The sequence below is a fragment of the Promicromonospora sp. NPDC090134 genome, assembly GCF_044746965.1.
Classification (GTDB): Bacteria; Actinomycetota; Actinomycetes; order Actinomycetales; family Cellulomonadaceae; genus Promicromonospora.
In genome coordinates this window covers 182,450-207,994 of the sequence record NZ_JBIVCZ010000005.1, presented here as the reverse complement: position 1 = coordinate 207,994, position 25,545 = coordinate 182,450, and the positions used below count along the sequence as shown (strand labels likewise).

Below are 25,545 nucleotides of genomic sequence, written 5' to 3'. Positions count from 1 at the left end.
CTGAAGATAGACGTGATCCGGCTCACGGGTCAAGGGGCGGAAACCTGTCCATGTATGCGAACTCGCGGTAGTGTCGTATTCACCCCCGGGGAGGGCCCGGTGCACCGTGGTAGGACCAGAGGAGAGTTCATGCAGCTTCAGAAGGAGTTCAAGAGGGAGCCGAACGGCGCCGCCGACGCGGGGCCGGTCAAGTCGGCTGCCCGCGCCCTGGACCTGCTGGACGACATCGCCGCCCGCGGCCCCGGAACTCAGCTGCAGCTCTCGAACCGCCTCAACATCCCCAAGAGCAGCCTCCACGCGCTGCTGCGGACCATGACCGAGCGCGGCTGGCTGCAGACGGACCCCACGGGGAGCGTCTACCAGCTCGGCATCCACTCCCTGGTCGTCAGCTCGGCCTACCTCGACGGCGACCCCGTGCTGGCCCGCGCCCAGTCCGTGCTCGACGAGGTGGCCGCCGCCACCCAGGAGACGGTCCACCTGGGCCGCCTCGACGGCGCCGACGTCATCTACACCGCCAAGCGCGAGTCGGTGCACCCGCTGCGCATGCACTCCGCCGTCGGACGCCGGCTCCCGGCGTACGCGACCTCGCTGGGGCGCGCCCTGCTGGCCGAGATGCCGGCCGAGTCCCGCCGCGACCTGGTGCCCGAGTCGATCGCCGCGATCACGCCGAACACGACCACCGAGAAGGAGGCCGTGCTGGAGATCATCGACCGCGCGGCCTACCAGGGCTACGCCACGGAGAGCGAGGAGTCGTGCATGGGCGTGCGCTGCTTCGGCGTCGCGCTCCCCTTCGGCCACCACGCCGTGGACGCGATGAGCGTCGCGGTGCCGATCAGCCGGCTCGGCGACGGGCGCGAGGACCTCATCATCGAGACCCTGCTCAGCGTGCGGTCACGGCTGGCGGCCGTGCACGAGAACAGCATGGTGCGCTGAGGGACACCTCCGGACGCACAAGAGACCCCGCCGAGCCTGGAGCTTCCGCTCCGGGTCCGGCGGGGACCTGAGCTACGTGCAGTTCCAGCTCCTGGCGACCCTCGGGGACTCCCCGACGGGCAGCCGACGGATGACCGACCTGGCCGACGGCGTCGTCTACAGCCGCAGCGGGCTGACCTACCAGGCCCAGACGCGACATCCTCGGCCGCGCGCGGGACCACATGCGCCAGACGCCGCCGCGGTCGGCGGGGGCGCGGCGGCGGAAGAAGGCGGCCGCGGCGGAACAGGCCCGGGTGACCGCAGCCTCACCCGCCCACGGTCGCCGGCGTCACCGGCGTCAGTCGATCTGCGCGACGGCCTCGGTGAACTCCCAGTGCCACGGTTCGTACGGCCCGGAGCCGCCGGCCTGCGCCCACGACGGATTGTCCCAGCCGTGCTCCGGGCCGTTGGCCTTGAGCCAGTCCCAGCGCTCGCCGGCGTAGCTGTCGGCGCAGATGTCCACCGCCAGGCCCCAACCGTGGTTGGACCGGCCCGGCGTCGCCGTCAGCGTCGGCTTCTCCGCCTTCGCGGTGACCTGCTGCGCGTAGCTGCGGTAACCGTCCGTGAGGCACAGCGCCTCGCCGAACTGCTCGGTGTAGGCCTGGTTCAGCCGAGCCAGCGCGACGGCGGCGTCGGCACGGACCGGCGGGTAGCCGTCCCAGAGGTCGCACAGCTCGTCGTCGGGCACCTGGCCGTTGAGTCCTGAGCCTGTCGCCTCGCCGTCGCAGCCAGGCAGGACCGGCGGAGCCTCGACCTGCACGGGCGTGGTCTCCTCGCCGGACCGCGTCGCATCCTGGGGGACGGTGACGCCGGGGTCGGCCGCGCCGCGCGGTGCGCGCTGCTGGCTGCGCGAGGCGCCGGCTTCACGGTCCCGCGCCGCCTGCGCCGCGCCGGACGACGGACCCGTGAGCGCGACGGCGGCTTCCGGCCGGTCGCGCGCGCCGTCCCCCGGCCCGCCGACGGCGGCCACCGCGAACGACGAGGTGGTGGCCAGCACGATCCCCACACCGAGCACCGTCGGCCAGCGACCCGTCACCGACGGCAGCACACCACGCGACGGAGCGGAGTGCCGACCCTTGCGATGGCGGCCTCGCTTCGGCCGTGCTCGCGTCGGTGTTGCCATGGGTGTCTCCTGGGGTCGGCACGATCGAGGGTGTGTGAGGGCGTGAGGGGCGGGCGCCTGCCCGCCCCTCACGCGGAACGCGTCAGAGAACGCGGATGAACGTCGGGCTGGACTGCCAGATCTGCGTGTAGCGCACCGTCTGGCCCGGTACGGGCGCCTCGATCTGCATGCCGTCGCCGGCGTAGATCGCGATGTGCCCGGGCGACCAGATCAGGTCACCGGGCTGCGCCTCGGACCAGGAGACCTCCGGTCCGGCGTACCGCTGCTCGGACGAGGTGCGGGGCAGGTTCACGCCGACCTGGGCGTACACGTAGGACGTGAACCCGGAGCAGTCCATCCCGGCCGGGGTCGAGCCGCCCCACAGGTAGGGCACCCCGAGGTACCGCATGCCGATCGACACCACGGCAGAGCCGGACGCCGAGGCCGGGATGTCGAGCGCGGCCTCTGCGGCCCCCGCGGCGGCGGCCTCGGCTTCCGCGGCCGCCTCGGCCTCCGCCTCGGCGGCGAGCTGCGCCTGGTACTCGTCGTTCTCCGCCGCGGAGACGACCGAGACGGCGGCCCGCTCGACCTTCAGCTCGGCGTCGTTGGCCACGGTGACGACCGGGGCGGCAGCGACGGACTCCTCGGCCTGCGCCGCCAGGGCGTTGAGGTCTGCCGCGTTGAGGGCACCCTGGACCGACTTGCCGGCCAGGGACGTGCTGACCGCGCCGGGCGCCGGGGCGGCCTGAGCCGGGGCGGCGACCAGGGACAGCAGCACTCCTGAACCGGCCGCGGCCGCGACGGCGGTGCGGCCGGCGAGTGTGGTGACCTGCTCGGTGGCGGTTCGGGCGACGTCGGCCAGGACGGGGCGGCTGACCGCCCGGTGGCGTCCACGACCGCGCACGGTCGGGTCGGGGTTGTAGCTGGGCTCCATGAAAGCTGGGACCTTTCGGGTCGGAGTAGAACCACACGCGTCCCCGGGTTCGGGGCGCGCGAAACCGGTCGACACCCCAGGTGGGGCGGTGTCGACGGGATGTGGCGGTCTACGTCCGGGAGATCCCGAGGGCGTGGAGCGACGGGGCGGCTGCGACAGCCACGCCGGTGGCGGTACCGCGCTGGGGGTGCGCGATGTCGGGCACCAGCCACTGCAGGGCGAGGTCCGGCTCTCCGGCCAGCTCCGCGGAAGGCGACACGGTCCGGTCGTACCGGGCCGTCACCGTGCGGTTCTCCGAGCAGTGGTTCGGGTCCTCACCGTGGTGACCGGAGGCCCCTCCTGCCTCGGCGGACACCACGGCAGCAGCCGCGTACTGCCCGACGGTGCGCTCCGGGTGGGCGTGTCCGGCCTCGCCGAGGTGGACGCTGCACAGCAGCTGCACGCCCAGGACGGTGAACACCAGGAACATGACGGCCAGGACGCTCTTGACCTCTCGCCGGGGGTCGGCGAGGAGCGAGCGGGCGGCACGTGTCAGGTTCATGGCGAGCCCAAGAGTAACGGTATGGACACGGAGCCGGGCAACAGGGCGTGATGATCGGGACCAGGGCACCGTCTGGATGCGGCTTGACCCAGTGGTCGCCGTCGCGAGGTCTCGCATCGGCCCTGGAGCCGACGCCGCGATCGCTAGCCTGAGCACGTGAACGGTGACTACCAGGTGTTCCGGCCCAGGTCAGAGGACGTCTATGACTGGTCGGGCGGCCAGCTGCGCCCCGAGATCCGGCAGCACGTCGCGGTGGGCAACGTCGTCCGCGTCCAGGTCTCCGAGAACGGGAGCGCTGAGACCGGCTGGTCGGACACGCCGTACGTGCGCGTCACCGAGCAGGACGGCGACCGGCTGACGGGGGTCGTGGACGACCCCTACCGGTCGCAGTACAGCGCCCTGGAGAACGGGACGGTCCTCGAGTTCGACCGGGCGGACCTCACCGAGATCCCGCTCGACTGGCCCGAGAACGAGGCGCTGGCGCCGAAGGCGACCAGCACCGGCCGCGGCCGCGAGATCACGGGGTACATCGAGCCGGACTGAGCGGACGGGTTTGCTCGACGCCGCCGGGGCCGGCGTTCCTCCCCGGAGCGGCCACCGGCATGCGGGCGCACGCCGCTTCGGCGCAGCCCAGGCACGCCGAAGCGGCCTCCCGACGATCGACCGGGGTCAGGGCTTCCGACAGCACCCGGTCGCCGGCGAGGCCTTCGAAGAGACAGAGCACAGAGGCCCGGAAGCGGTCGTACGGATCCCTCAACGCGAGCGCCGAAGCCGTGAGCCGTACCGGCTCGTCGAGCCGGTAGCCGACGACGGCTGGCCTGACCGGGCAGACGATGGCCATTCATGGCGGCTACTTCGGGTAGCTCAGCTGTCGTTGTCCCAGCGCGAGCTGCTGGTGAGGCCAACGGGTGCGAAGCCAACGGTCGTGGGTCGCCAGGACCGTCGTGCCCGGACTGGTACCGAGCGCCTGCTCCAGGTCGTCGGCCAGGGTCGGCGACAGATGGTTGGTCGGCTCGTCCAGCAGGAGAAGCTCAGGCGGGTCGGCGATCAGAAGGGCCAGCGCGAGTCGGCGGCGCTGGCCCACCGACAGGCGACCCACGGCCGTGTCCAGGTCTCGCGGGGCGAGGAGACCCAGACCGGTAAGCGGGACCAGGTCGGCACGCTCCGGGCCGAGGGTGAGCTCGTAGGTCTCCCGGGCGCTGCGATCAGGGTCACTGAACGTCGTGTCCTGGGTGAGGAGCCCGACCGTGAGTCCGGCGCGCCGACGCACGAGGCCCGACGGCGTCAGGCGGCCCGCCAGTACCGCGAGAAGCGTGGACTTGCCCGCGCCGTTGGGACCTGAGACGAGCAGGCGGTCGCCGGGACGCAGGTCGAGACGATCCAGTCCGAGCCGACCTGGGACATGGATGCCACGAACGGAGACGAGAGGCTCGGTCGGCTCGGTGACGGGCCTGGTGAGGGGCTCGTGGAAGCGGAGCAGGTCGGGCGGCTCGGGAGTCTGGTCACGTTCCAGTGCGTCCAGACGGGCCGCAGAGCTGCGGACTCGCCGCGCGATCTGGTTCTGGACCCGCCCAGCGGTGTGGCCGAACCCCATCTTCTCGTTGTCGCGCTTGAGCCGGCCGGGCGCGACGTCGTGTGCGGTCTCTGCCACAGCGAGCCGGAGGCGGGCCAGCTCGGCCTGTTCCTCGTCGTACCGGCGTCGCCACCGTGCCCGGTCTGCCTGCTTCTGCTCCCGGTACTGCGTGTAGCTCCCGCCGAACTGAACCGGCCCGTCCGCTGCCGGATCCAGGTCGATCAGGTCCGTGCACACCGCATCGAGGAAGGCCCGGTCGTGGCTCGACACCACGACGACGCCGGACATTCCTCGCAGCTCCTCCTCGACGAATCCGGCCGCCGCATCGTCGAGGTGGTTGGTCGGCTCGTCCAGGAGGAGCGCGGCCGGCCGGCGCACGAGAAGGGCGGCCAGTGCGAGTCGTCCGCGCTGACCACCGGACAGCGTGCCCAGCCGCCGGTCGTCACCCAGGTCCCCCAGTCCGAGACCTGCCAGCACGATCGCGGCCCGTCGGTCCACGTCCCAGGCCTGCCGGTCCTGGGCCCTGTCGAGCCGGTCGCCGTACTCGGTCAGCAGCTCGTCGTCGTCCGGACGTTCCGCCAATGCTGCGGTCAGCCGATCGAGCGCCGCGAGGTCGTCGCGAGACTCGCGGAGTGCATCGTCGAGCACGTCGGCCACCGTCTGCTCAGCCTCGAACGGCAGCTCCTGCTCAAGAAACCCGAGCTCTGCCGGCCGGACCACGTCGCCGCCGTCCGGCTCGTCCGTACCGGCCAGCAGCCGCAACAGCGTGGACTTCCCGACGCCGTTCTCCCCGATCAGGCCGATCCGGCGTCCGGGTGCGACGGTGATCGATACGCCGTCGAGCACGCGCCGGAGGCCGAACGTGCGGACCAGGTCCCGGGCGATCAAGGCCGATCCGCGGCCGCCCGCCCGCTGATCAGCCACGGCCGTCAACGCCCTGGACCTCCAGCGCGCCGGTCTCCGGCAGACGCCGTTCGTCGGCGTGACGGTGGTCTGCTCGCAGTCGCTGCGGGTTCGCCTTCCAGTGGGCGCGGCGGTGGCGGGCACGAGAACGGGAGGTGCGGTGCTGCATGGGGTGGCCTTTCGTCATGGGTTGCGGAAATCAGCAGTGCTGACGAGCAACCGACCACTGGCCAGGCGTCATTGCGGCAACAAGATCGATCCCAGGATTCGGGCGCACAAGGGCGCCCGAGATGGAATGAGGCACGGTCCGAGACGGATCGTGCCTCATTCAGCTCAAGATCGAGGTCACGCGTGTTCGCAGGCAGGACTCTTGGCAGGGCCGGTGCGTTCGCGAACATGCCGGTGAGATGAAGCAGCGAGGTCAACGCCGAGCGTCAGCGGACCTGGGGTGCTGCGTGAGGGAAGAACGAATCACAACTATGGGAGCGCCAAGGCTCGCGTGCGTGAACGTCACCGGCAGTTCGGTGACTAGATTCTGTCGACCTCGATATCCATTCCTGCACCTTAACAGTTGTCCGGGACCGCCCTGCCCGTCGGCCCGACGGTTTCTCACCACGGCACGTCGGCCGGCGTCGTCGAAGAACCCGTCATCGAGCTCGGCACGGACGGGCGCATCCACCAGCGCAGGGAGCCCGAGGCGTGGCCTTCCCCGCTCCGCTCTTGACACTGCATCGGTCGCCCATCAGACTACTTTTGCACTTTTGGCGGCAAAAGTCGGATGGCCGTCGCCGTAAATGACAGAGTCGTCAATCGGAGCATCCATGCAGATCTCGCTACATTCGCCTCGTGCGCGGCGCCTCAGCGCGGCCTTGACGGGCGGCGCGCTCCTCGTGGGCACGCTCGCCGCGGCCCCGGCCGTCGCCGCCCCTTCCACCGTCGCAGCCCTCGCACCGACCACCACCACAGCCGGAGCATGTGGAGAGGGCGACGGGCTCCCCGACTCCAAGATCTCCATCCAGCTGTACACGCACGTCGGTGAGCTCGGGTTCGGGACACCGACCCCCGAGACGATCGACCGCGTGCTCGGCGAGGTGGCCAACGCGGGCTTCACCAACGTCGAGCCGTTCAGCCAGCCCTACTCGATGCCGGTCGACGAGTACAAGGCCATCCTCGACAGGCACGGCCTCGAGGTGTCCTCGAGCCACGGCAGCACGGACTGGGACACGTGGCCCGACACGGTCGACTACGCCGTCGCACTGGGCCAGGACTACATCGGGACCGGCGGGATGGCCGGCAGCTACGGCACCTACGAGGAAGCGCTCGCGACCGCGGCGTACGTCAACCGGCTCGGCCAGTACGCGCACGAGAACGGCGCGAACAAGATCGTGCTGCACAACCACCAGAGCGAGTTCACCACGCGGTACCCCCACCCGGAGACGGGTGAGATGGTGAGCGCCTGGCAGGTCATCGAGGAGAACACCGACCCGCGCTACGTCACGTTCCAGCTCGACGTCGGCTGGGCCGCGGACGCCGGCATCGACGTCCCGGCGTGGATCGAGGAGTACGGGGACCGCATCGAGCTCCTCCACGTCAAGGACGCCGTGAACGTCGACGCCGAGGGCGACATGAGGCAGGTCGCCCTCGGGACCGGTGACATCGACCTTCGGGCGATCATCGCCGCAGCCGAGCCCTACGTGGAGTACTACACCTACGAGTGGGACGACGCGCCGTCGTTCGAGACCTCCGCGGAGTCCTACCAGTACCTGCGCTGCTTCCTGTCCGAGGACGAGGGCGACGACGAGTGTGACGCCGACGACGGTGAGTCGCTGGCGTTGGGCCGGCCGGTGACCACCTCCAGCATCGACGACCCCGCTCGCACCGGCGACAAGGCGGTGGACGGCAACGCCGGCACCCGGTGGGGCAGCCAGTGGAGCGAGCCGGAATGGATCGCCGTCGACCTCGGCGCCACCTACGACCTCAGCCGCGTCGTGATCGACTGGGAGACCGCGTTCGCGTCGGGGTACGAGATCCAGACCTCGCCGGACGGCGAGACCTGGACCGCGGTGCACACCGTCACCGACGGTGACGGCTACTTCGACGACATCGACCTCTCGGGCACGGGCCGGCACGTGCGCCTCTACGCGACCGAGCGCGCGACGCAGTGGGGCTTCTCCCTCTACGAGCTCGAGATCTACGGCACCCCGACCGGCGAGCAGCCGGCACCTGAGCCCGTGGCTCACGGCGCCGGGTACTGGTCGTCGGAGTACCGGCAGGTCAGGACCCCGGACTACACGACCGACGAGCTGCTGTGCTTCCTGTCGAGCACGCGCGTGCAGAGCGACGTGTTCGACGAGGTGGTCGACCTGAACACGCTGGACGACGCCGTGCAGGTGCTGTGGGCGCCCAACCACGACGAGTGGGTCGACGTCTTCGACCAGCAGCTGCTCGGTGTGTGGCTCAACGTCGCGGCGGGCTCGGTCGCCCTGGAGGACCCGATCGTCGGGGGCGGCACGGTCGGCGACGTGCTGCACGCCGTCGAGGCCGCGCGCCTCGACGCGGGCGCGACGCGGGTCGACCTCAAGGAGTACAAGGACGAGCTGGAGACGGTGGACGCCCAGCACTGATCGGGAAGTCCTCAGCCGGGGGCCGGGGTGCGCTCGTCAAGGCGCACCCCGGCCCCCAGCAGCGTCCGAGCCAGAACTCCCGCCGGCGTCGGCCGAACCTTCGCGTCCGCGACGGTGAGCCCGGCCTTTCGGCAGCCTCACAGGCCACCGCTGGACCGAGCCCGCTACTGCTTGATCATCGCCACCCGGTAGATGTCGGCCGGGTCGATGTGGTGGTCGTGGCTGTCGTCGCCGATGTCGATCCGGACCCAGGCGATGTCCCCCCTGAAGGCGTTCGCCCGGCCGATCGGGTAGTCGGAGGTGACCGGTGCCCCGGTGTCGACTCCGACATCCGTGGTCTCGTCGAGGGAGAACGAGAGCGGATGGGTGCGTTCGACCCGCCCGGTGCCCACGGGCTCGCCATCGACGAAGAGGGTGACGTCGGTGCCCTTGCCGAGGCCACCACCGTCGTACGTGATCTCGGCACGGACCTGGTGCTCGCCGCTCTCCAAGGACTTCGCGGCCGCGATGTGGGTGATCTCGAACCCGCAGAAGCTGTACGCGTAGGTGAGGCGGCCGTTCTTGACGTACAGCGACCATCCGCCGGTGGTGCCGCCCTGGTTGAGGATGACGCCGTCCGCTCCTGCGTCGGGGATCGTGACCTCGGCGGTCACCGAGTGGGACCGGTTGCGGGTGTTGACCACGCAGTTCTCGTTCAGCCGACCCATACCGGGGAAGAGGGTCTGCGTGCTACCGACGACCAGCGAGGGGCGCCCCGCGATGTCTGCGTTGAGTCGCTCCCAGACACGGTCGTCGAGCGGGAAGACGTTGTATCGGTTGGCCTCCAGCAGGAACAGCCGCTGCAGCTCCTCCAGCTTCTCCGGGTGCTCGGCGGCCAGGTCGTGCGCCTGGGTCCAGTCGGTGCTCCCGTCGTACAGCTCCCACACGTCGTCCGAGATGTCCTGCACCTTGGCGACACCGGCCGCCCAAGGGGTGCGGTGCTTCGTCACGGCGGACCAGCCGTTGTGGTAGATGCCCCGGTTGACGAACATCTCGAAGTACTGCGTCGTGTGCCGCTCGGGCGCGGTGGCCTCGTCGAAGGAGTACCGCATGCTCTGCCCGTGCATCGGCTCCTGCTGGACACCGTTCACGCTGATCGGCTCGGGCAGGCCCGCGACGTCGAGAATCGTGGGCGCGACGTCTGTCACGTGGCAGAACTGCGGCCTCACATCACCCCTCGCCGAGATGCCGGCAGGCCAGTGGACGATCGTCCCGTTGCGGGTGCCGCCCCAGTGGGAAGCGACCTGCTTGGTCCACTGGTAGGGCGTGTCCATGGCGTGCGCCCAGCCCACCGCATAGTGGTTGTAGGCCTTGGGCCCACCGAGCTCGTCGATGCGTTCCAGCAGGTAGTCGGTCGTCTCCAGCCCGGGTCCATTGACGATGCCGGCGGCGTTGTAGCACCCGGTGATGGTGCCCTCGGCCGAGGCGCCGTTGTCGCCGATGATGTAGAAGACCAGCGTGTTCTCGAGGACTCCCTGCCGCTCGAGCGCGTCGATCAGCCGGCCGGTGTGGTGGTCGGCGTACTCCAGGAACGCCGCGTAGACCTCCATCTGGCGGGCCAGCACAGGCTTCAGTGCCTCGTCCATGTCGTCCCAGGCGGGGATCTCGTCGTGGCGCTCGGTCAGCACCGCATCAGCAGGGATGACGCCGAGCTCCTTCTGCCGCGCGAAGGTCTCCTCACGCTGCACGTCCCAGCCCCGGTCGAACTCTCCCCGGTACTTCTCGATCCACTCCTTCGGCACGTGGTGCGGCTCATGGGTGGCTCCGGGTGCGAAGTACATGAAGAACGGCTGCTCGGGCGTCAGTGCCTTCTGCTGCTGCACCCAGCCGATGGCATGGTCCGCGAGATCCGGCATCAGGTGATAGCCGTCCTCGGGAGTGCCCCACGGTTCCACCGGCGTCGTATCGCTGTACAGGGCCGGGTACCACTGGTTGGTCTCGCCCGCGATGAACCCGTAGAAGTGCTGGAAGCCGTTGCCAGGCGAGGGCCACCTGTCGAACGGACCGGCGGGACTCGTCTCCCACACCGGCACCTCGTGACACTTGCCGATGTGCGCGGTCGCGTAACCGTTGAGCCGCAGGGTCTCGGTGACCGGAGCACAGTCGTTCGGACGCACCGACGTGTAGCCCGGCGCCGACGTCGCCATCTCCGTGATGCCACCCATCGCGACGGCATGGTGGTTGCGTCCCGACAAGAGCGCCGCACGTGTCGGTGAGCACAGCGCCGTCGTGTGGAAACGGCTGTACTTGAGGCCCGAGGCGGCAAGCCGCTCCGCCGTGGGCATCTGGCACGGACCACCGAACGCGGAGGACGCGCCGAAGCCGACGTCGTCGAGCAGGATCACCAACACATTGGGCGCGCCCTCCGGCGGAGTCTCCGTGGCGATCGGTTCGAACGTGCTGTCCTCGTCCTTCACGGTGTACGGGAGCACACGTGAGCGGACCCGATTGGGGATCGGCAGGTGTGAGCGAGCTGACGGGTCGGCGGAGTCCATGGATGCCCCTTCGATGCGGTCGGACGCGACAACCGTCACCCTGTCCGCACCGCCTTGCGTGGGGCTCACCCGCTTCAGGTGAGGCCTGACGGGCACACGTAGCACCGCGACCCCGTCGCCCGATCGTGAGCGCGGCGGGTCTGGAGCGCCTGGACGACGGTCGGGGGAACCTCGGGGGACCCACGACGCGGAAGACGTCTCCTGGACAACGAAGAAACCCCGCTTGACCGGAGCATCTGCCCTGGTCAAGCGGGGTTTCCGTCTGTGGAGCTAGGGGGATTCGAACCCCCGACCTTCTCATTGCGAACGAGACGCGCTACCAACTGCGCCATAGCCCCTCGGACTGCAGAAGACTAGCACTTCCCGGCCGGGGCTCCGCAACTTGATGGGGTGTCGCGCGGGTCACGAACGCGTGACCCGCGCGACACCGACCAGCCGCGACGCCGCCGGCGGGGTGCGGCAGGTCACCCCGCCGCGCGGCGTCGGGCCAGGATCTCCTCGAGCGGCTGGCCCAGCGTCTCCGACTTCATGCGGGGCGGCTCACCCCGGAGCAGCTCGTCCTCGGCGACCGCGTCGGCCCCGGCCTTTGCGGCACCAGCGGCACCGGCCGCCGTCGTCGAACCGGAGGCCGGACCAGAAGCCGGCCCGGACGCCGCACCCGGCGACGAACCGGAGGCTGAGGCCCCGGAGGCACCCGGACGCCCCGAGGCGCCCGCAGCCGCCGTCGACGCCTTGCCGGACGCCGGCGCGGCCGTCCCCGGAGGCAGCGCCGCCGGCCGCCGCTGGGGCGCCTTCGGCTTGGTCACGTACGTGGGCAGCGGCACGGGGACCGGGTCCCAGGCGCGGCCGCTCGGCGGCTCGGCGGCCGCCGCAGGCACGCCCGGAGCAGCGGCACCGGACGGCGCCTCGTCCACGACCTCCGCCGAGACCTCGATGACCTTGGGCTTCTCCGGGCCGTCGAGGATCTCGTCGAGCACGTTCTTGCCGCCCACCCGCGGGATCGCCTGCGTCTGCGTGTCCGAACCACGCGTCGCCAGCCCCACGACCTGCGCGCGGTTGCGCGGCGCGTACGGGCCGCCGTTCGCGAGGGCACGGGCCTGCGTGGCGCGCTGCCGCGCCGCCCGGACCGTCGCGTGCCACCGCGCGTCCGCCCGGCGGGCGGCGCGGGCCGCACGGCGACCCAGGAACAGGACGAACAGCAGCATGGCCGACGACGCGACGGCGGCACCCCAGTGCAGCTGGTCGAACCCGACGAGCGTCCAGGCCACGACGCTGGACAGCAGCAGGAGGATCGACACGATGAAGCGGCGGCGCGCCCGGGCGGCCCGGCGCGCGCGGCGCTCGACCCGGCGGATGCGCTCCGCCGTCAGCGGGCGGCCGCGCACCATGATCTGGAGCGGGAGGCCCTGCTTCGGGGTCGGGTGGGCGACGCGCGGCACGCCCTGGCTCGCACCTCGCCGGTTGCCGTCGTTGACCATCGCCCCTCCTCTCCTACCCGTGCCGCTCATGGCGACGATGCGCAGTCCACCCGAGAACCGGTCCGGCACCCGGGCGTCGGCCAGCTCCGCCCGTCGACGCACCATGCTCGGCAGCCAGTAGCCCAGCCACAGGACGAACAGCGCTACGGCTGTGAGTCCCGCGGTCGATTCCACGACACGACGTTAGGCGAGCATCGCCGCGCCCCGCCGCACCGCGCGCGGCGTGTCCTGCCGTCACAGCGCCTCGCGCAGGCGCTGCCAGCGCGCCAGCAGGCCCTCGGGAACCTCCTCGCGGGTGACCGCGAAGGTGCGGTGGTCGCGCCACTGGCCCTGGATGTGCAGGAACCGCTCGCGCACGCCCTCGTCCCGCAGGCCGAGCTTCTCGACGACGCGCAGGCTCGGCTTGTTCTCGGGCCGGATGTTGATCTCGATGCGGTGCAGCCCCAGGAAGAAGGCGTAGTCCGTGGCCATCGCGACCGCCGTCGGGATCACGCCGCGCCCGGCCACGCTCTGGCTGACCCAGTAGCCGATGCTCGCGGAGCACATGGAGCCCCAGGTGATGGACGCGACCGTCAGCTGCCCCACGAGGGCGCCGTCGAGCTCTACACCGAACGGGAGCGACGTGCCCGCACGGGCCTGCGCCGAGAGGGACCGCACGTACTCGCCGAACGTCGACGCGATGTACCGGTTCGCACCGGGCGACGTCGCCTCCCAGCGCTCCAGCCAGGCCGCGTTCTCGGCCCGCAGGCGCGACCAGTCGGTCGCGTCCCGACGCCGCAGCGGGCGCAGCACGACAGTCCCCGCCGGCGTGTCCTCACGCAGCGTCACCGGCCATGGCTTGGCCACCGTCCACCCCTTCACAAACTTTCCCGTGGTGCCTTCCGGCACGTCCGACCTACTCGACGGCAACATCGTTCGCCCCCTGCCACGCCCCGTGAGGTTTCCCTCGCTGGAGGAGGGTCTACCACGCTCGGTGGCCTCTGACCCGTCGAGCAGCCGCTCGGTCATGTTCTCGCCTTCTTCGTGCGCCGTTCGTAACAATCCAGTCTCGGAGTCTTGGCACAATAGCGGTCATGAGCGGCATCTCTGTTCCGACGCCACAGCCCTACCCCGTCCACCCCGGGATGGAGACGGGCGACGCCAAGGAGGAGCTCCGCCGCGCGATCCGCGCCCAGCGCGGCCTGCGGTCCGCCCGGCGCCGTGCGGAGGCCGCAGCGATGTTCGCCGACGTCATCGAGTCCATCCCCGAGGTGCGCGACGCCGGGTGCGTCGCGGCGTACGCGGCACGCAGCGCCGAGCCCGGCATGCTGCCGCTCCTGGACCGCCTCGCGGGCCGCGGCGTCCGCGCGCTGCTGCCCGTGCTCGGCGCCGGGCTCGCCCGCGACTGGGCCGACTACACCGGCCCCGACGACCTGCTGGAGCGCGCGCCCGGCCGCCCGCCGGAGCCCGGCGGCCCCGCGCTGGGCACGGACGCCGTCAAGCTGGCCGACGTCGTCCTGGCGCCCGCTCTTGCCGTCGACACCCGCGGGGTGCGGCTCGGGCAGGGCGGCGGCTGGTATGACCGCGCCCTGACCCACCTGCGGCCTGGCGCGAAGGTGGTCGCCGTCGTCTTCCCGGAAGAGGTGTACGACGCCGCGGACCACCCGCTGCCGCGCGAGGAGCACGACATCCTGGTCCACGCCGTCGCCACCACGACCGACTGGCGCTGGCTCGGCTGAGCCGGGCGCAGACGCCTGACGCCGCCCGGCAGGTGCCGGACGGCGTCAGGGCGGGCGTCCGGCGCCGCTACGGCGTCAGGGTCTGCTCGTCCTCGGAGGCGCGCCCCACGGCCTCGGTGGTGAACGGCCACGGGAAGGTCTCCCCCGACGCCCACGCGCCGAGCTGGTCGTCGTAGTGCGGCGACGCCGGGTGCGCCGACGTGCCGGTCACGACCACCCAGGTGGACGCGTCCAGGTCGGCGAGGTCCACGACCATGCGCATCGACGGGCCGCTGGTCACCTCGAAGCTGCCGCTGGCCGCGTCCCAGGACGTCGCGTTCACGATCGAGGAGCCGCCCCCGACCTTGACCGGGGCCGGGTTCATGTAGGTCGAGATCGGGGCCGGGACGCCCGAACCACCGAGCACCAGGTGCTCCAGCCGGAGCTGGTGCAGCGTGCCCCACTCCCAGTCGCTGGTGTCCTTGCCGAGCTCGACCGTGAGGTCCTGGCGGGCGCTGACCAGCGCCTCCGTCAGCACCTGGTCCCGGCTCTCGACGACGGCCACCGTGGACTGGTCGTCCCAGAAGGCGTCGTTCGGGTCGTCGAGCATGCCCTGGATGACGGCGAGCCAGCGGCTGCCGCCGTCGGGCCACATGGCCTCCGGCAGCTCGTCGTTGAAGGTGGTGCGCAGGAGGTTGCGCCAGACCGCCGCGAAGTAGGCCGCGGCGGCGGAGTCCGCGTCCATGGACCTGTCCCAGTCGGCCAGGAGGGCCTGGCCGTCCGAGTCGTAGCCCGCCGGGAGCTCCACCTCGAGGAGCACGGGCACCAGGGTGTCGGCGAACACGCTCCACTGGTCCATCTGGAACTCGGACATGTCGGCGGCCGTCAGCTTGCGGCCCTCCGCGATCCGGTCGGTGATCAGGGTGCGGATGCGCTCCGACCGGTACCCGTAGTCCCAGTCACGGCTGAGGAACGGGCCGTTGCCGCCGGGCAGCACCGCCTGGTTCGCCGCGACGACGAAGCCTTCCTTCGGGTCCACCACGCCGGGCATCTGCGCCGGGTCCACGTAGCCGGTCCAGTCGTAGCGGGCGTCCCAGCCGGGACGCGGCCAGGTGCCGTCCGACTCGACGGCGCCGGGCACGCTCGCGCGCACCGGGATCTTGCCCGGCGCCTGGTAGCCGATGTGGCCGTCCGTCGTGGCGAACACGATGTTCTGGGCCGGGACCTCGAACTTCGCGGCCGCCTCCTTCATGTCCGCCGGGGTCTTGGCGCGGTTCATCTCGAACACGGCGTCCGCGGTGTGGCCCGGCTGGAGCGCCGTCCACTGCAGCGAGATCTCGTACTGGCCCAGCTCGGTGCCGGTCTCCGTGGGCGAGCTGCGCACGGCGTCCATCTGCTTCTCGTCCATCACGGTCGAGACGATCGGGCCGTGCACGGTGCGCCGGACCTCCAGGTCGACCGGGCTGCCGCCGTCGACCCGGATCACCTCCGTCTCCTTCTCCATGGGGACCCACTCGTCCGCGCCACGCAGGTACGTGTCGTTGCGGACCCGCTCGATGAAGAAGTCGGTGACGTCGGCGCCCATGTTGGTCAGGCCCCACGAGATGTCGGCGTTGTGGCCGATGATCACGCCCGGGAAGCCGGAGAACGAGAAGCCGGACACGTCGTAGGGGCACTCCGGGCCCACCTGGTTGCAGTGCAGGCCGACCTGCGCCCAGATGCCGGGCGCGGCGAGGTCGAGGTGCGGGTCGTTGGCCAGCAGCGGCTTGCCCGACTCCGTGTACTGCCCCGAGACCACCCAGGAGTTGGAGCCGGTGCCCTCACCGCGCGCGATCTGCACCGGCACGGCGTCGAGCGCCTTCTGCGCGGATGCGAGGGCGTCCGCGAGGTCCGCGCTCCCGTAGACCTCCTTGGTGGCGGACGCCGTCTCGGTGCCCGTAGGGGCGTTCGCCTGCGCCCCCGCCTCGGCCGCGTCGAGGATCGGCGCGTTGCCGGTGCCGGAGTAGGACGGGAACAGCTCCGCCACGCGCGAGGCGTCGTTGTCCAGGGTGCCGTAGGCCTGGGCGCGGTCGAGCTCGTCGTCGTAGTTGCCGCGCAGGTCCCAGGCCATGGCCTTGAGCCAGGCCAGCGAGTCGATCGGGTCCCACGGCTCGGGCTCGTTCACCTCGACGCTCACGTCGAGCACCGTGTACTCCACGGCCGTCTCACCGGGGCTGCGGTTCTCGAGGTAGGCGTTCACGCCGTCCGCGTAGGCCTGGAGGTACTGCCGGGTCTCGTCGTCGAGGATGTTGAACTCCTCCTCGGCGACGTGCCGCCAGCCGAAGGTGCGCGTGACCTTGTCGGCCTGGATCGCGTCGGCGTTGTTGCCGACCAGCTCGGCCAGCCGGCCCGCGGTCACGTGGCGGCGGTAGTCCATCTCGAAGAAGCGGTCCTGCGCGTGCACGTAGCCCTGCGCGCGGAACAGGTCCTCGGCGGTGTCGGCGTAGATCTGGGGCACGCCCTGGGCGTCGCGGCTCACGCGCACGTCCGCGCTCAGCCCCTCGACCTGCACCTCCCCCGAGTGCTCCGGCAGCGGACGGCGCGCGGTGAGCCATCCGAAGGTCGTCACGGCGACCAGCGCCAGCAGGACGACGACCGTGGTTCCGACCAGGAACTGACGGACGCGGGTGGTGCGAGTCCGACGGCGTTTGGCGGGCCGTGCACCGGTGGACGGGGCTTTTTCGACGGGCTCTACTGGCTCGGCGGGAGTGGTCGCGGACACGCAGTGGAGACTACCGTCCGCCCCAGGGCTTGGGTGAACGCGCTTGGGTGAACAGCCTCGGGAGATCCTGGGACTATCCCCCGCCGCTCGACCGTTACTATTGGCACTCGGAAACCCCGAGTGCCAGGCGACGGTCCTGTGAGCGCGCGACGCCCCGGCCGCCCTGACGTCCCAGAGGAGTGCACGTGCCCACCTACGCGTACCGGTGTGCCGACTGCGGCCACGCGTTCGACATCCACCAGGAGTTCACCGACGAGTCGCTGACCGTCTGCCCGGAGTGCCAGGGCAACCTGCGCAAGGTGTTCAGCTCCGTGGGCGTCACCTTCAAGGGTTCCGGCTTCTACCGCACCGACTCGCGGAGCACGTCGACGAGCAGCACGGTGAAGGCGGGCAAGTCGGAGTCCTCGGGCTCGTCGTCCTCGTCCTCGGGTTCGGGCGACTCCGGGTCGTCCTCGGGCTCGTCGTCGAGCTCGTCCAGCTCCTCGTCCACCGGGTCGAGCGGTTCGAGCTCGTCGAAGGCCGCCGCGTCCTGACGTAGCCGGTCGACCGGCACGCCTGACGAGCTTCCAGGCGCGCGAGCCCGACCACAGGCACGTGTTTCGCGCCTTCGTGCACAGGTTGCCCGACGGCGGCTCCGCGCCCCCGTCCTGGCTGCCTAACGTCGGCGGCATGGGACTTCTCGACACGCTCGCCGAGCCGGCCGCACGTCACGGCGCACCGCGCGGCGCCGGCCCGCGCACGCCCTGGGGCCGACCCGGTTCGCCCACGCCCCGGCGGGCACGGCGCGTCCTGTGGCGCTGGCGGTTCGCCCTCGCAGCCGCCCTGTTCGGCCTCGCCGCCACCCTGACGGTCCACCTGCTGCGCCCGCCGCCGCCCCCAACGGTCGACGTCGCCGTCACCGCCCGCCCCGTCGCGGCCGGAACCCAGCTGACCAGGGAAGACGTCGCGGTGCGCGCCGTCGCCGCCGACCTCGCCCCGCCCGGTGCCCTGCACTCGGTGCGGGAGCTGCTGGGCCGCGCCGCCGTCGTCGGGCTGCCGGAGGGCGCTCCGCTGCACGCCACCCTCGTGTCCGACGACGGCGTCTCCGCCGCCGCCCCGCGCGGCACGGTGGTGGTGCCGGTCCGCCTGTCCGACGACGCCGTGGCCGCCCTGCTGCGTCCCGGCGACCGCGTGGACCTGCTCGCCGGGACGACGTCGGGCAGCGAGCCGGACGGCGAACCCCGGTACCTCGCCCGGAGCGCACGCGTGCTGCCCGTACCCGCCGGGCGCGAGCCGAAGGACGCGGGTGGGCTGCTCGGCCCCGTCGCGGACGGCGAGGGGCCGGTCACGCTCGTCGCGGTGACGCCGGAGGAGGCCCCGGAGCTGTCGGCGGTCTCCGGCTGGGGCTCGGTGACGGCGGTGCTGGTGCCGTAGCCGAATCAGGGGATCGGCAAGGACATAGGGGCAAGAACGACATTGCTCATGCGGAGCGACTGTCCAGCTGCACATGCGCCGAACCGGATTTTCCACCACAATCTCCGTCGAGGTTCCGGCCAATGCCGAACCACATCGACTTGAGACACCCAGGGGGATCCATGCGTGACCTGTTCAACGGCTTCAAGGAATTCATCGCTCGCGGAAACGTGATCGACCTCGCGGTCGGTATCGCCATCGGCACCGCGTTCACGGCGGTCGTCGCTGGTCTGCTCAACGGCATCATCAACCCGCTGATCGCGGCCATCTTCGGACAGCCGGACATCTCCGGCGTCGGCCACTTCGAGATCAACGAAGCCCAGTTCAGCATCGGCGAGTTTCTCCAGGCAGTCCTCAACTTCCTGATCGTCGCCGCGGCGATCTACTTCCTGGTCGTCCTCCCGATCAACAAGCTGAAGTCGCTGCGCAAGCCTGCGGAGGAGGAGGCCGTCGAGGAGGCCCTCGCCGAAGAGGTCGTGCTGCTCACCGAGATCCGCGACCTGCTCCGGGTCCAGGCCGGCGCGCCGTCGGACGCCCCGTCGGACGCCCGCAACAACTGACCCGCCCGGCCCCTGGCGCGGCTCGCCCCACGCGACGCGCCCCTCACGACGCGCCCCGTACATCAGCACCGGTCGCCTGCGGAGACGGATGAGAGTGGTCGGTAAGAGGTCAGGTGATCGGCACCTCGAGGTGCCGATCACCTGACCTTTTACCGACCACGTGACGAATTGCCGATCACGCGGCATCGGCCCCCGCCGCAGTCGGGGCCGTCAGCCCCAGTGCGGCGGGACGTCGCGGCGGAGCTGGTCGTCGTTCGATCCGTGTCCGCCGTCGGACGAGCCAGGGCCGCCGTCGGCACCCTCGCCCCAGCCGGCCGGACGCTCGTCGGCGCTCACGCCGAGCACGGCCTCACGCTCGGTCCCACGCCGCACGGCCCGCCGAGGCCCACGCCGTCGCGGGGCAGCTTCACCGGGCGCGGCCACGCGGCCGTCCCGCGGAGCTGCACCGTCGCTCGGCCCAGCCGCGCCGCCGCTCGCCGCCGTGTCGGCCGACTCATCCCTGGACTCGCTCACCGCACCATTGTCGCCCCCGGCCCAGGACGACCGGCAAAGGTCCGCCACGAGACCCGACCCGGCAACCGGCAGCAGCGTCAGTCGTCCAGCACCTGCGGCACGATCAGCTCCGCTGCCGGCGCCACTCCCCCGGACAACCCGACCCGGGCGTCCCGCACGGAGAGCACCACTCGGCGCACCCGCTCCGCCTCCGAGTCCGGGTCGAGGAACGCGGCCGCGGACCATACCTGCGCCACCACCCAGCCCAGCCGTTCGAGCCGCTCCGCGAGCTGCCGGTCGCGTACGCGGATCGAGGGCTCGGCCACGTAGGCGGCATCGTCGGTCAGGACCGCCACCAGCAGCTCTCCCGGCAGGTCGGGGTGTCCCACGGCGAGCGGGATGCGGTCGCCGCCGGGCAGGCCGTAGTCGGTCTCGACCACCAGGCCTGAGCGCCACAGCCGCTCCCCCAGGTCCACGACCAGCCGGTCCACGGACCGCGCCACGTCCACGCCGTTGCCGATCTCCACCTGGTCCGCGAGCCCGGAGCGCTCCTGCGCGAACGACAGCACCCGCGCCAGCATCTGCGGCCCGGGACCGCGCAGCCGCTCGGGGTCCAGGTCGGAGGCCGGGAAGCACGACACGACGTGCAGCCGCTTGCGTGCCGCCCCCAGCGAGCCGAGCAGCATCGCGTCGCCGCCGGCCTCGCCCAGCACACCGAACCGGTGCAGCACGCGGCCGTGCGGCGTCCGCCCGAAGCCGAGGGTGAGCACGATCGTGTCCCGCGCCAGGCCGGCCACGCCGGTGACGTCGGCGACCACCACGGGTTCGGGGCGCGAGCCCGCGAAGAACGGCGCCAGCGCCGGGTTGGCGCGGACCTCCGCGAGCAGCCGTTCCCGGATGCGGTCGGCGTGCGCGGCCGTGACCGTCACGATGCCGAAGGTCTCCTCGGGCCGGGTCATCGCGTGCTCGATCGCCAGGTCGACCACCCGCTCCACCTCGGCGGACGTCGACTCGACGGTTCCGGAAACCGGGTCGGGCATGCCCGTCCCGTCCACGAGCGAGAAGTGCACCAGGGCCTCGGTGCGCGGCAGGGGCGCCGGCCGCATGATCCCCTCGTAGCCGTGCTCGGCCAGCAGGGCCGTGAGCCGCGGGTCCCGCCGCGCGGGCTCCGGCTGGAGCGTGACGCGCGGCAGCAGCCGCGCCAGGTCGCGCACCGCGGTGCCCGACGCCGACCGCGGGTCACCGACCACGACGATCTGCCGACCGCGCGCCAGCGCGGGCACCACCACCTCGACGGGCACGTGCTGCACCGCGTCGAGGATCACCAGGTCGGCACTGCGCTCGGCGGGCAGCAGGTGCGGCACCATCGTCGGTGTCGACACCCAGGTGGGCCGCAGCCGCCGCACGGTCGAGCCGTGCCCGGTCACCAGGTCGCGCATCGAGCTCAGGCCGCCGCCGACCAGCGTCGCGTACAGGGCCTCGGCGTCCTCCCGCTCGTCGCGCATCGCCGCGCCGAGGTGCGCCCGCACCGCCGCCCGCACGGGCGCGGACAGCGAGTCGACGTGCCGCCGGTCGAGCTCGCGGAACCGCCCCGCGAGGGCGTCCAGCCCGGCACCGTCCTGCCCGGCGAGGTCCGGCTCGACGGCCAGGATCTGCTCGAACACGGACGACCACCAGGTCAGCTCCAGCTCCGGGCCCACCAGGTCGGCCTCGACCCGGCGCTCACCGAGGTCGTCGACCAGCTCGCCGAGGCCGGACGCGCGCAGCCGCCGCAGCACCGCCGTCCGCTCGGGGAGCGGGTCCAGGGCGTCCTGCGTCTCGGACAGCGAGGCGAGCCGCTGGACCAGGGCGAACAGGTCGAGGTCGAGCAGCTCGCCGCCCGCCTGCGACGACCGCAGCACGGGTTCGAGCGCCTCGAGGTCGATGCGCACCGCCTCGTAGGTCTCCTCGACGCCCGCCAGCCCCTCAGGGAGGGTGGGCCAGCCGCCGCGCGGGCACTGCGCCTGCCAGACCTCGCGCTGCCGCTGCACCTCGACGAGCGCGGCGTGCATGTCCGGCACGCGCACGCCCGGCCGCACCATCTCGCGGGCGCGCCGCTTCAACCGGCGCCGCTCCAGCCAGCCCATCTCGGCACCATGATCGGCGCGCTGCTTGCGCGACGCCGTGGCCTGCACCATGTCGGCCGCGGTGCGCTCGAAGACCATCGGCTGGAACACGTCGAGCGTGCCCCGCATACCGCCGAGCATCGCGAGCTGCTCGCCCCACTGCTGGGCCGTCGAGGCCTCGACCAGGCCCGTCACCTTCGAGACGTACTCGATCTGCTTGCGCAGCTCCGGCAGCGTGTGCTCGCCCAGGCGGGTGACGCGGGCCAGCGCGGAGCGCGCGTCGTCATCGGTCAGGATGTGTGCGCCGAACCACGGGCTCGACGACGACTTGAGCGTGAACGCCCCCAGCTCGGCCGCCCGCTCGAGGTCGGCCGCGAGCTCTGTCCGACGTTCCGCGCCGAGGGCCAGCACCGACTCGGAACCGAGCCGCACGCGCGTGGCCGGCGCGGGCCGCTCGGACGTGAGCCGGGCCAGCGCCTGCAGGGCGTCGTAGGCCGAGACCCGCCACGGCTCGCGCACCCGGTGCAGCGCCTCGATGTAGCCGGAGAGCTGCGCCCGCGACCCGATCAGGGCGTCCCGGACGCGCGCGACCTCGTCGGTGTCGATGCGCTCCTGCGCGGGCGCCATCGCCTCCAGCAGACGGCGCGACGTCGAGGTGCGCCAGGTCGGCACGGGCGCGATGTCCAGCAGCAGCCCGCCCAGGCCGAGCGTGTCCAGCCGGGCGGCCAGCGCGTCCGCGGCCCGGCGGTGCCCCGGCACGTACAGCACGGACCGGCCGCTCGCGTTCGCCTCGGCGACCACGGCGGACAGCGTGCCCGCGACGTCCGACCCGACGGGCGCGTCCACGAACAGGTGGCTGCCCGTCGCGAGCGCGTCCACGACGTGCCGCTGGTGCGGGTCCAGGTCGCCGACGCCGCGTTCGTGCGCCGGGTCGGCGTCGCCCACCCGCGACCCGGGGAGCTCCACCTTGCCGAGCTTGGTCATGGACGCGTCCACGCCGCCGAGCGCCGAGACCACCTCGTGGTCGCCCAGGCGGGACGCGAGCTCGTCGAGGTCGTCGACGAGCACCTGGCCGGGGTGCACGAAGGTGCCCACCAGCACCCGCCGGTCCAGCCGGAACTCGCCCAGCACCGCGGAGCCGAGGCTCGCGACCCGGTCCAGCACGTCGGTCGGGTTGAAGCCCGCGAGGGTGAACGTCGCCTTGGCCAGCGCGACCGGGTCGAGCAGGGCGCCGTGGGCGCGCAGCGTGCGCGCCACCACGGGGTTGATCTCGGCCGTGGGGTCGAGCGTGATGTCGTAGTCGCCCTCGCCGTCGCTCCGTGGCGTCAGCATGACCGGCCGCAGGATCACGGGCGCGCGCACCACGCGCGGCTCCTGGTCGTCCTCGTCGGGCGCCGGGGCAGCGCCGCTCGCCGGCATCGCCAGCGTCACGATCGGCACGGACCCGGTCAGGGCCGGCGCGTCAGCCGGGCTGTCGGCAGAGTCCCCGCCCGGCTCGGCGGCGGACGCCGCGGACGCCGTTCCCGACGGGCCGAGCACCCGGGTCAGGGCCTCCATGTCGTCCGAGGCGTCGTTCGTGCCACCGCCCGCGGCGGGCCGCTCCGTCCAGGTCGCGACGCCGATCGCGAGGTAGGTGGGCGACACCCCGTAGCGCTGCGCGTGCTCCGCGGAGCGCGCGGCGACGGCCCGGGCCCGACGGCGGGCGTTCGGCAGCGCACCGGCCTCGCGCACGAGGTTGGACAGCCGGGTGGGCCGGCCCGCGAAGAGCTGGGCGACACCCGACGGATGGGCGGCCGACAGGTCGATCACGGCCTCGCCGAGAAGTCCGACGTCGGCCAGGGAGGACCCCCCGGCGAGCCGGACGAGCCCGGCGCGCCACAGCGCGACCGACTCGGCCATGGGGTCCCGGACGGCGTCCGGCGTGGACCCCGGGGCCTCCGACGCGGCCAGCTCAGCGGCTGGGTCCACGTTCTCGTCCTTCAGCGCGGCCGAGAGCTCCTCGGACACGTCGACCGAGATCTCGGGAGCGGCTGCGGTCTGGCGGCGTGCAGCGTTCACCCCAGCAAACTAACCGCGCGGCGTCCGCAAGCTCCGGACGCCACGCCGCGCGACACGCCGCACCCCGCCGTCCCCGGCGTGTCAGGGCCGGAAGTCACCCGGGTGAGCTGTGCGTCCGACCCCCACGGCGGGGTGGTCCGGGGCATGCAAAAGCCCCTCCGGCAGGGGGTCCGAAGGGGCTCAGCAGGTGGACCGAGGCCCACCGGGGTAATGACAGTGCGCACCGCGCAGGGGGCGGGCGATGCGCACCGTCTTGTGAGAGTCTGCACCTGTTCCAGGCGGACGTCAACACCGACTCGGACGATCGTCCAGGTTATGGCAAACAGGTCACAAGAACGTTGTCGAGGTGCAAGTTTTCGCCTCGCCCCGGCCCCTCACAACCGCGACATCTCGCCGTTCCGAGGCCCTTCGGCCGGACCCGGAAAAAAGCCTGGACGGCGGCTCCTAGACTCGAACGTTTGTGAGCGCACTCGTCGAGGCAGTCTTCCCACGCAGGCTCGGCCGGCCCTTCCGCTGGCTCGTCTCGGCGTCCTGGACCAGCAACATCGGCGACGGCATCGCGCTCGCCGCCGGACCCCTGCTGGTCGCGTCGCAGACGGACAGCGCTTTTCTCGTCGCCCTCGCCGCGATGCTCCAGCGGCTGCCGTGGCTCCTGTTCGGCCTCTGGGCCGGGGCGCTGGCCGACCGGCTGGACCGGCGCCGCGTCGTCATCGTCGCCAACGCGTTCCGGGCCCTGGTCATCGCCGTCCTGTGCGCCTTCATCGGGACCGGCGCCGTGAGCATCGGGATGGTGCTCGCCGCGATGTTCCTCTACGGCACCGCCGAGGTCTTCGCGGACACCACCCAGCAGACGCTCCTGCCCACTCTCGTGGCATCCGCCGACCTCGGCGCGGGCAACCAGCGCATGCAGGCCGGGTTCCTCGGCGCGAACCAGCTCATCGGCCCGCCGCTGGGCGCCTTCTTCTTCGCCGCCGGCATGGTCTGGCCGTTCGTGATCCAGGTGCTCTGCGTGACGCTGGCGATCGTGCTCGTCTCCCGCATCGTGGCTCCGCCCGGCGTGTCGTTCGTCAACGTGCGCGACGCCGACACCCACGTCCGCAAGGACATCGCCGAGGGCCTGCGCTGGGCGTGGCACCACCCGCCCGTGCGCACGCTGTGCCTCGTCATCCTGGTCTTCAACATCACCTGGGCCGCCCCGTGGGGCGTGCTCGTGAAGTACTCGCTGGACCACCTGCACATGAGCGAGGTCGGCTACGGCCTGCTCACCACGGCGAGCGCGGTGGGCGGCGTCGTGGGCGTGCTCTCGTACGGCTGGCTGGAGCGGCACGTCAACCTGGCCACGCTCATCCGCGTCTGCCTGACACTGGAGGTACTCACCCACGGGGCGCTCGCCCTGACCACCACGGGCTGGGTGGCGATCCTGATCATGTTCGAGTTCGGCGTCTACGCCTTCGTCTGGGGCACGCTGTCCACCACGGTGCGGCAGCGCGCGGTGCCCAAGGCGTTCCAGGGACGCGTCGCGTCCATCAACATGATCTGCGTGTTCGGCGGCCTGGTGATCGGGCAGGGCATCGGCGGCGTGATCGCCGAGCACTGGGGCCTCGTGGCCCCGTGGTGGTTCGCGTGCGCCGGCGCCGGGATCACCCTCGCGCTGGTCTGGCGGTCCCTGGGCAACGTGGCGCACGCCCAGGCCACGGACTAGCGAACGGGCCGGCTCGGGAGGGTCCGCCCGTCGCCCGAGCCTGGGCGCACTCCCCTT

The 25,545-nt window shown here is 72.0% G+C and carries 19 protein-coding genes, 1 tRNA gene and 1 pseudogene; 8 read left to right on the top strand and 13 right to left on the bottom strand.

Translation table 11 applies throughout. The annotated features are described in order from the left end of the window. Positions 1-129: 129 nt before the first annotated feature. Positions 130-933: an IclR family transcriptional regulator gene (locus tag ACIPN7_RS15630; protein WP_400543751.1), complete on the top strand. Its 804-nt coding sequence runs from the start codon at positions 130-132 to the stop codon at positions 931-933. A gap of 337 nt (positions 934-1,270) precedes the next feature. Here the strand turns inward: ACIPN7_RS15630 and ACIPN7_RS15625 are convergent, their stop codons facing one another. The 3 genes from ACIPN7_RS15625 to ACIPN7_RS15615 form a co-directional block, all read right to left on the bottom strand. Continuing rightward, entirely contained in the window at positions 1,271-2,008 is a 738-nt protein-coding gene (locus tag ACIPN7_RS15625; RefSeq protein ID WP_400543749.1) for a D-alanyl-D-alanine carboxypeptidase family protein, read from the bottom strand. Positions 2,009-2,177: 169 nt separating this feature from the next. Beyond that, positions 2,178-3,008, bottom strand: coding sequence for a C40 family peptidase (locus tag ACIPN7_RS15620; RefSeq protein ID WP_400543746.1), 831 nt, complete (start codon positions 3,006-3,008; stop codon positions 2,178-2,180). 109 nt (positions 3,009-3,117) lie between these two features. Then, positions 3,118-3,549: a hypothetical protein gene (locus ACIPN7_RS15615; RefSeq protein WP_400543743.1), complete on the bottom strand. Its 432-nt coding sequence runs from the start codon at positions 3,547-3,549 to the stop codon at positions 3,118-3,120. A gap of 156 nt (positions 3,550-3,705) precedes the next feature. On the opposite strand from ACIPN7_RS15615, the gene ACIPN7_RS15610 reads away from it, so the two are divergent. Next, positions 3,706-4,092, top strand: a complete 387-nt coding sequence (locus ACIPN7_RS15610; protein WP_400543740.1) for a hypothetical protein — start codon at positions 3,706-3,708, stop codon at positions 4,090-4,092. Here the strand turns inward: ACIPN7_RS15610 and ACIPN7_RS15605 are convergent. Both ACIPN7_RS15605 and ACIPN7_RS15600 read right to left on the bottom strand, forming a co-directional pair. Further along, the gene (locus ACIPN7_RS15605) at positions 4,067-4,390 is read right to left on the bottom strand and encodes a hypothetical protein (RefSeq protein WP_400543737.1); all 324 of its coding nucleotides are present in this window, start codon (positions 4,388-4,390) and stop codon (positions 4,067-4,069) included. The genes ACIPN7_RS15610 and ACIPN7_RS15605 overlap by 26 nt on opposite strands. Before the next feature lie 9 nt (positions 4,391-4,399). Continuing rightward, entirely contained in the window at positions 4,400-6,010 is a 1,611-nt protein-coding gene (locus ACIPN7_RS15600) for an ABC-F family ATP-binding cassette domain-containing protein (RefSeq protein WP_400543734.1), read from the bottom strand. Between the two features lie 836 nt (positions 6,011-6,846). Between ACIPN7_RS15600 and ACIPN7_RS15595 the strand changes: the two genes are divergently transcribed. Beyond that, positions 6,847-8,649: a discoidin domain-containing protein gene (locus tag ACIPN7_RS15595; protein WP_400543731.1), complete on the top strand. Its 1,803-nt coding sequence runs from the start codon at positions 6,847-6,849 to the stop codon at positions 8,647-8,649. Between the two features lie 164 nt (positions 8,650-8,813). Here ACIPN7_RS15595 and ACIPN7_RS15590 read toward each other — a convergent pair whose 3' ends face one another. From ACIPN7_RS15590 to ACIPN7_RS15575, 4 genes are all read right to left on the bottom strand, one after another. Beyond that, on the bottom strand, positions 8,814-11,183 hold the full coding sequence (locus tag ACIPN7_RS15590; protein WP_400543728.1) for a sulfatase-like hydrolase/transferase: 2,370 nt from the start codon (positions 11,181-11,183) through the stop codon (positions 8,814-8,816). A 265-nt stretch (positions 11,184-11,448) separates the two neighbouring features. Continuing rightward, positions 11,449-11,521: transfer RNA gene (locus ACIPN7_RS15585), tRNA-Ala, on the bottom strand. A gap of 126 nt (positions 11,522-11,647) precedes the next feature. Beyond that, positions 11,648-12,835, bottom strand: coding sequence for a hypothetical protein (locus ACIPN7_RS15580; protein ID WP_400543725.1), 1,188 nt, complete (start codon positions 12,833-12,835; stop codon positions 11,648-11,650). A 60-nt stretch (positions 12,836-12,895) separates the two neighbouring features. After that, on the bottom strand, positions 12,896-13,507 hold the full coding sequence (locus ACIPN7_RS15575) for a GNAT family N-acetyltransferase (protein ID WP_377230813.1): 612 nt from the start codon (positions 13,505-13,507) through the stop codon (positions 12,896-12,898). A gap of 227 nt (positions 13,508-13,734) precedes the next feature. On the opposite strand from ACIPN7_RS15575, the gene ACIPN7_RS15570 reads away from it, so the two are divergent. Further along, positions 13,735-14,379: a 5-formyltetrahydrofolate cyclo-ligase gene (locus tag ACIPN7_RS15570; RefSeq protein WP_400543722.1), complete on the top strand. Its 645-nt coding sequence runs from the start codon at positions 13,735-13,737 to the stop codon at positions 14,377-14,379. Positions 14,380-14,446: 67 nt separating this feature from the next. Here the strand turns inward: ACIPN7_RS15570 and ACIPN7_RS15565 are convergent, their stop codons facing one another. Further along, the gene (locus tag ACIPN7_RS15565) at positions 14,447-16,984 is read right to left on the bottom strand and encodes a penicillin acylase family protein (RefSeq protein ID WP_400544392.1); all 2,538 of its coding nucleotides are present in this window, start codon (positions 16,982-16,984) and stop codon (positions 14,447-14,449) included. 314 nt (positions 16,985-17,298) lie between these two features. Between ACIPN7_RS15565 and ACIPN7_RS15560 the strand changes: the two are divergent. Next, a pseudogene (locus tag ACIPN7_RS15560) lies at positions 17,299-17,445 on the top strand (FmdB family zinc ribbon protein); the annotation flags it as partial. Positions 17,446-17,459: 14 nt separating this feature from the next. Here the strand turns inward: ACIPN7_RS15560 and ACIPN7_RS15555 are convergent. Next, positions 17,460-17,672 (bottom strand): hypothetical protein, encoded by a 213-nt coding sequence (locus ACIPN7_RS15555; RefSeq protein ID WP_400544418.1) that lies wholly within the window; start codon positions 17,670-17,672, stop codon positions 17,460-17,462. A gap of 116 nt (positions 17,673-17,788) precedes the next feature. Here ACIPN7_RS15555 and ACIPN7_RS15550 point away from each other — a divergent pair, with 116 nt between their 5' ends. Together ACIPN7_RS15550 and mscL are read left to right on the top strand one after the other, a co-directional pair. Beyond that, a complete protein-coding gene (locus ACIPN7_RS15550) occupies positions 17,789-18,532 on the top strand; it encodes a Flp pilus assembly protein CpaB (protein WP_400543719.1) in 744 nt (247 codons plus the stop codon). 161 nt (positions 18,533-18,693) lie between these two features. Beyond that, positions 18,694-19,131, top strand: coding sequence for a large conductance mechanosensitive channel protein MscL (gene mscL, locus ACIPN7_RS15545; protein ID WP_400543716.1), 438 nt, complete (start codon positions 18,694-18,696; stop codon positions 19,129-19,131). A 210-nt stretch (positions 19,132-19,341) separates the two neighbouring features. On the opposite strand, the gene ACIPN7_RS15540 is transcribed toward mscL, so the two are convergent. Both ACIPN7_RS15540 and ACIPN7_RS15535 read right to left on the bottom strand, forming a co-directional pair. Next, positions 19,342-19,644 (bottom strand): hypothetical protein, encoded by a 303-nt coding sequence (locus ACIPN7_RS15540; protein WP_400543713.1) that lies wholly within the window; start codon positions 19,642-19,644, stop codon positions 19,342-19,344. Positions 19,645-19,721: 77 nt separating this feature from the next. After that, entirely contained in the window at positions 19,722-23,786 is a 4,065-nt protein-coding gene (locus tag ACIPN7_RS15535; RefSeq protein WP_400543710.1) for a hypothetical protein, read from the bottom strand. A gap of 460 nt (positions 23,787-24,246) precedes the next feature. Here ACIPN7_RS15535 and ACIPN7_RS15530 point away from each other — a divergent pair, with 460 nt between their 5' ends. Further along, positions 24,247-25,488: an MFS transporter gene (locus tag ACIPN7_RS15530; protein WP_400543707.1), complete on the top strand. Its 1,242-nt coding sequence runs from the start codon at positions 24,247-24,249 to the stop codon at positions 25,486-25,488. Positions 25,489-25,545: the final 57 nt, after the last annotated feature.

Coding starts and splice junctions, on each gene's coding strand:
- ACIPN7_RS15630 (WP_400543751.1), top strand. CDS start 130: ATGCAGCTTCAGAAGGAGTTCAAGAGGGAGCCGAACGGCGCCGCCGAC.
- ACIPN7_RS15620 (WP_400543746.1), bottom strand. CDS start 3,008: ATGGAGCCCAGCTACAACCCCGACCCGACCGTGCGCGGTCGTGGACGC.
- ACIPN7_RS15615 (WP_400543743.1), bottom strand. CDS start 3,549: ATGAACCTGACACGTGCCGCCCGCTCGCTCCTCGCCGACCCCCGGCGA.
- ACIPN7_RS15605 (WP_400543737.1), bottom strand. CDS start 4,390: ATGGCCATCGTCTGCCCGGTCAGGCCAGCCGTCGTCGGCTACCGGCTC.
- ACIPN7_RS15595 (WP_400543731.1), top strand. CDS start 6,847: ATGCAGATCTCGCTACATTCGCCTCGTGCGCGGCGCCTCAGCGCGGCC.
- ACIPN7_RS15590 (WP_400543728.1), bottom strand. CDS start 11,183: ATGGACTCCGCCGACCCGTCAGCTCGCTCACACCTGCCGATCCCCAAT.
- ACIPN7_RS15570 (WP_400543722.1), top strand. CDS start 13,735: ATGAGCGGCATCTCTGTTCCGACGCCACAGCCCTACCCCGTCCACCCC.
- ACIPN7_RS15550 (WP_400543719.1), top strand. CDS start 17,789: ATGGGACTTCTCGACACGCTCGCCGAGCCGGCCGCACGTCACGGCGCA.
- mscL (WP_400543716.1), top strand. CDS start 18,694: ATGCGTGACCTGTTCAACGGCTTCAAGGAATTCATCGCTCGCGGAAAC.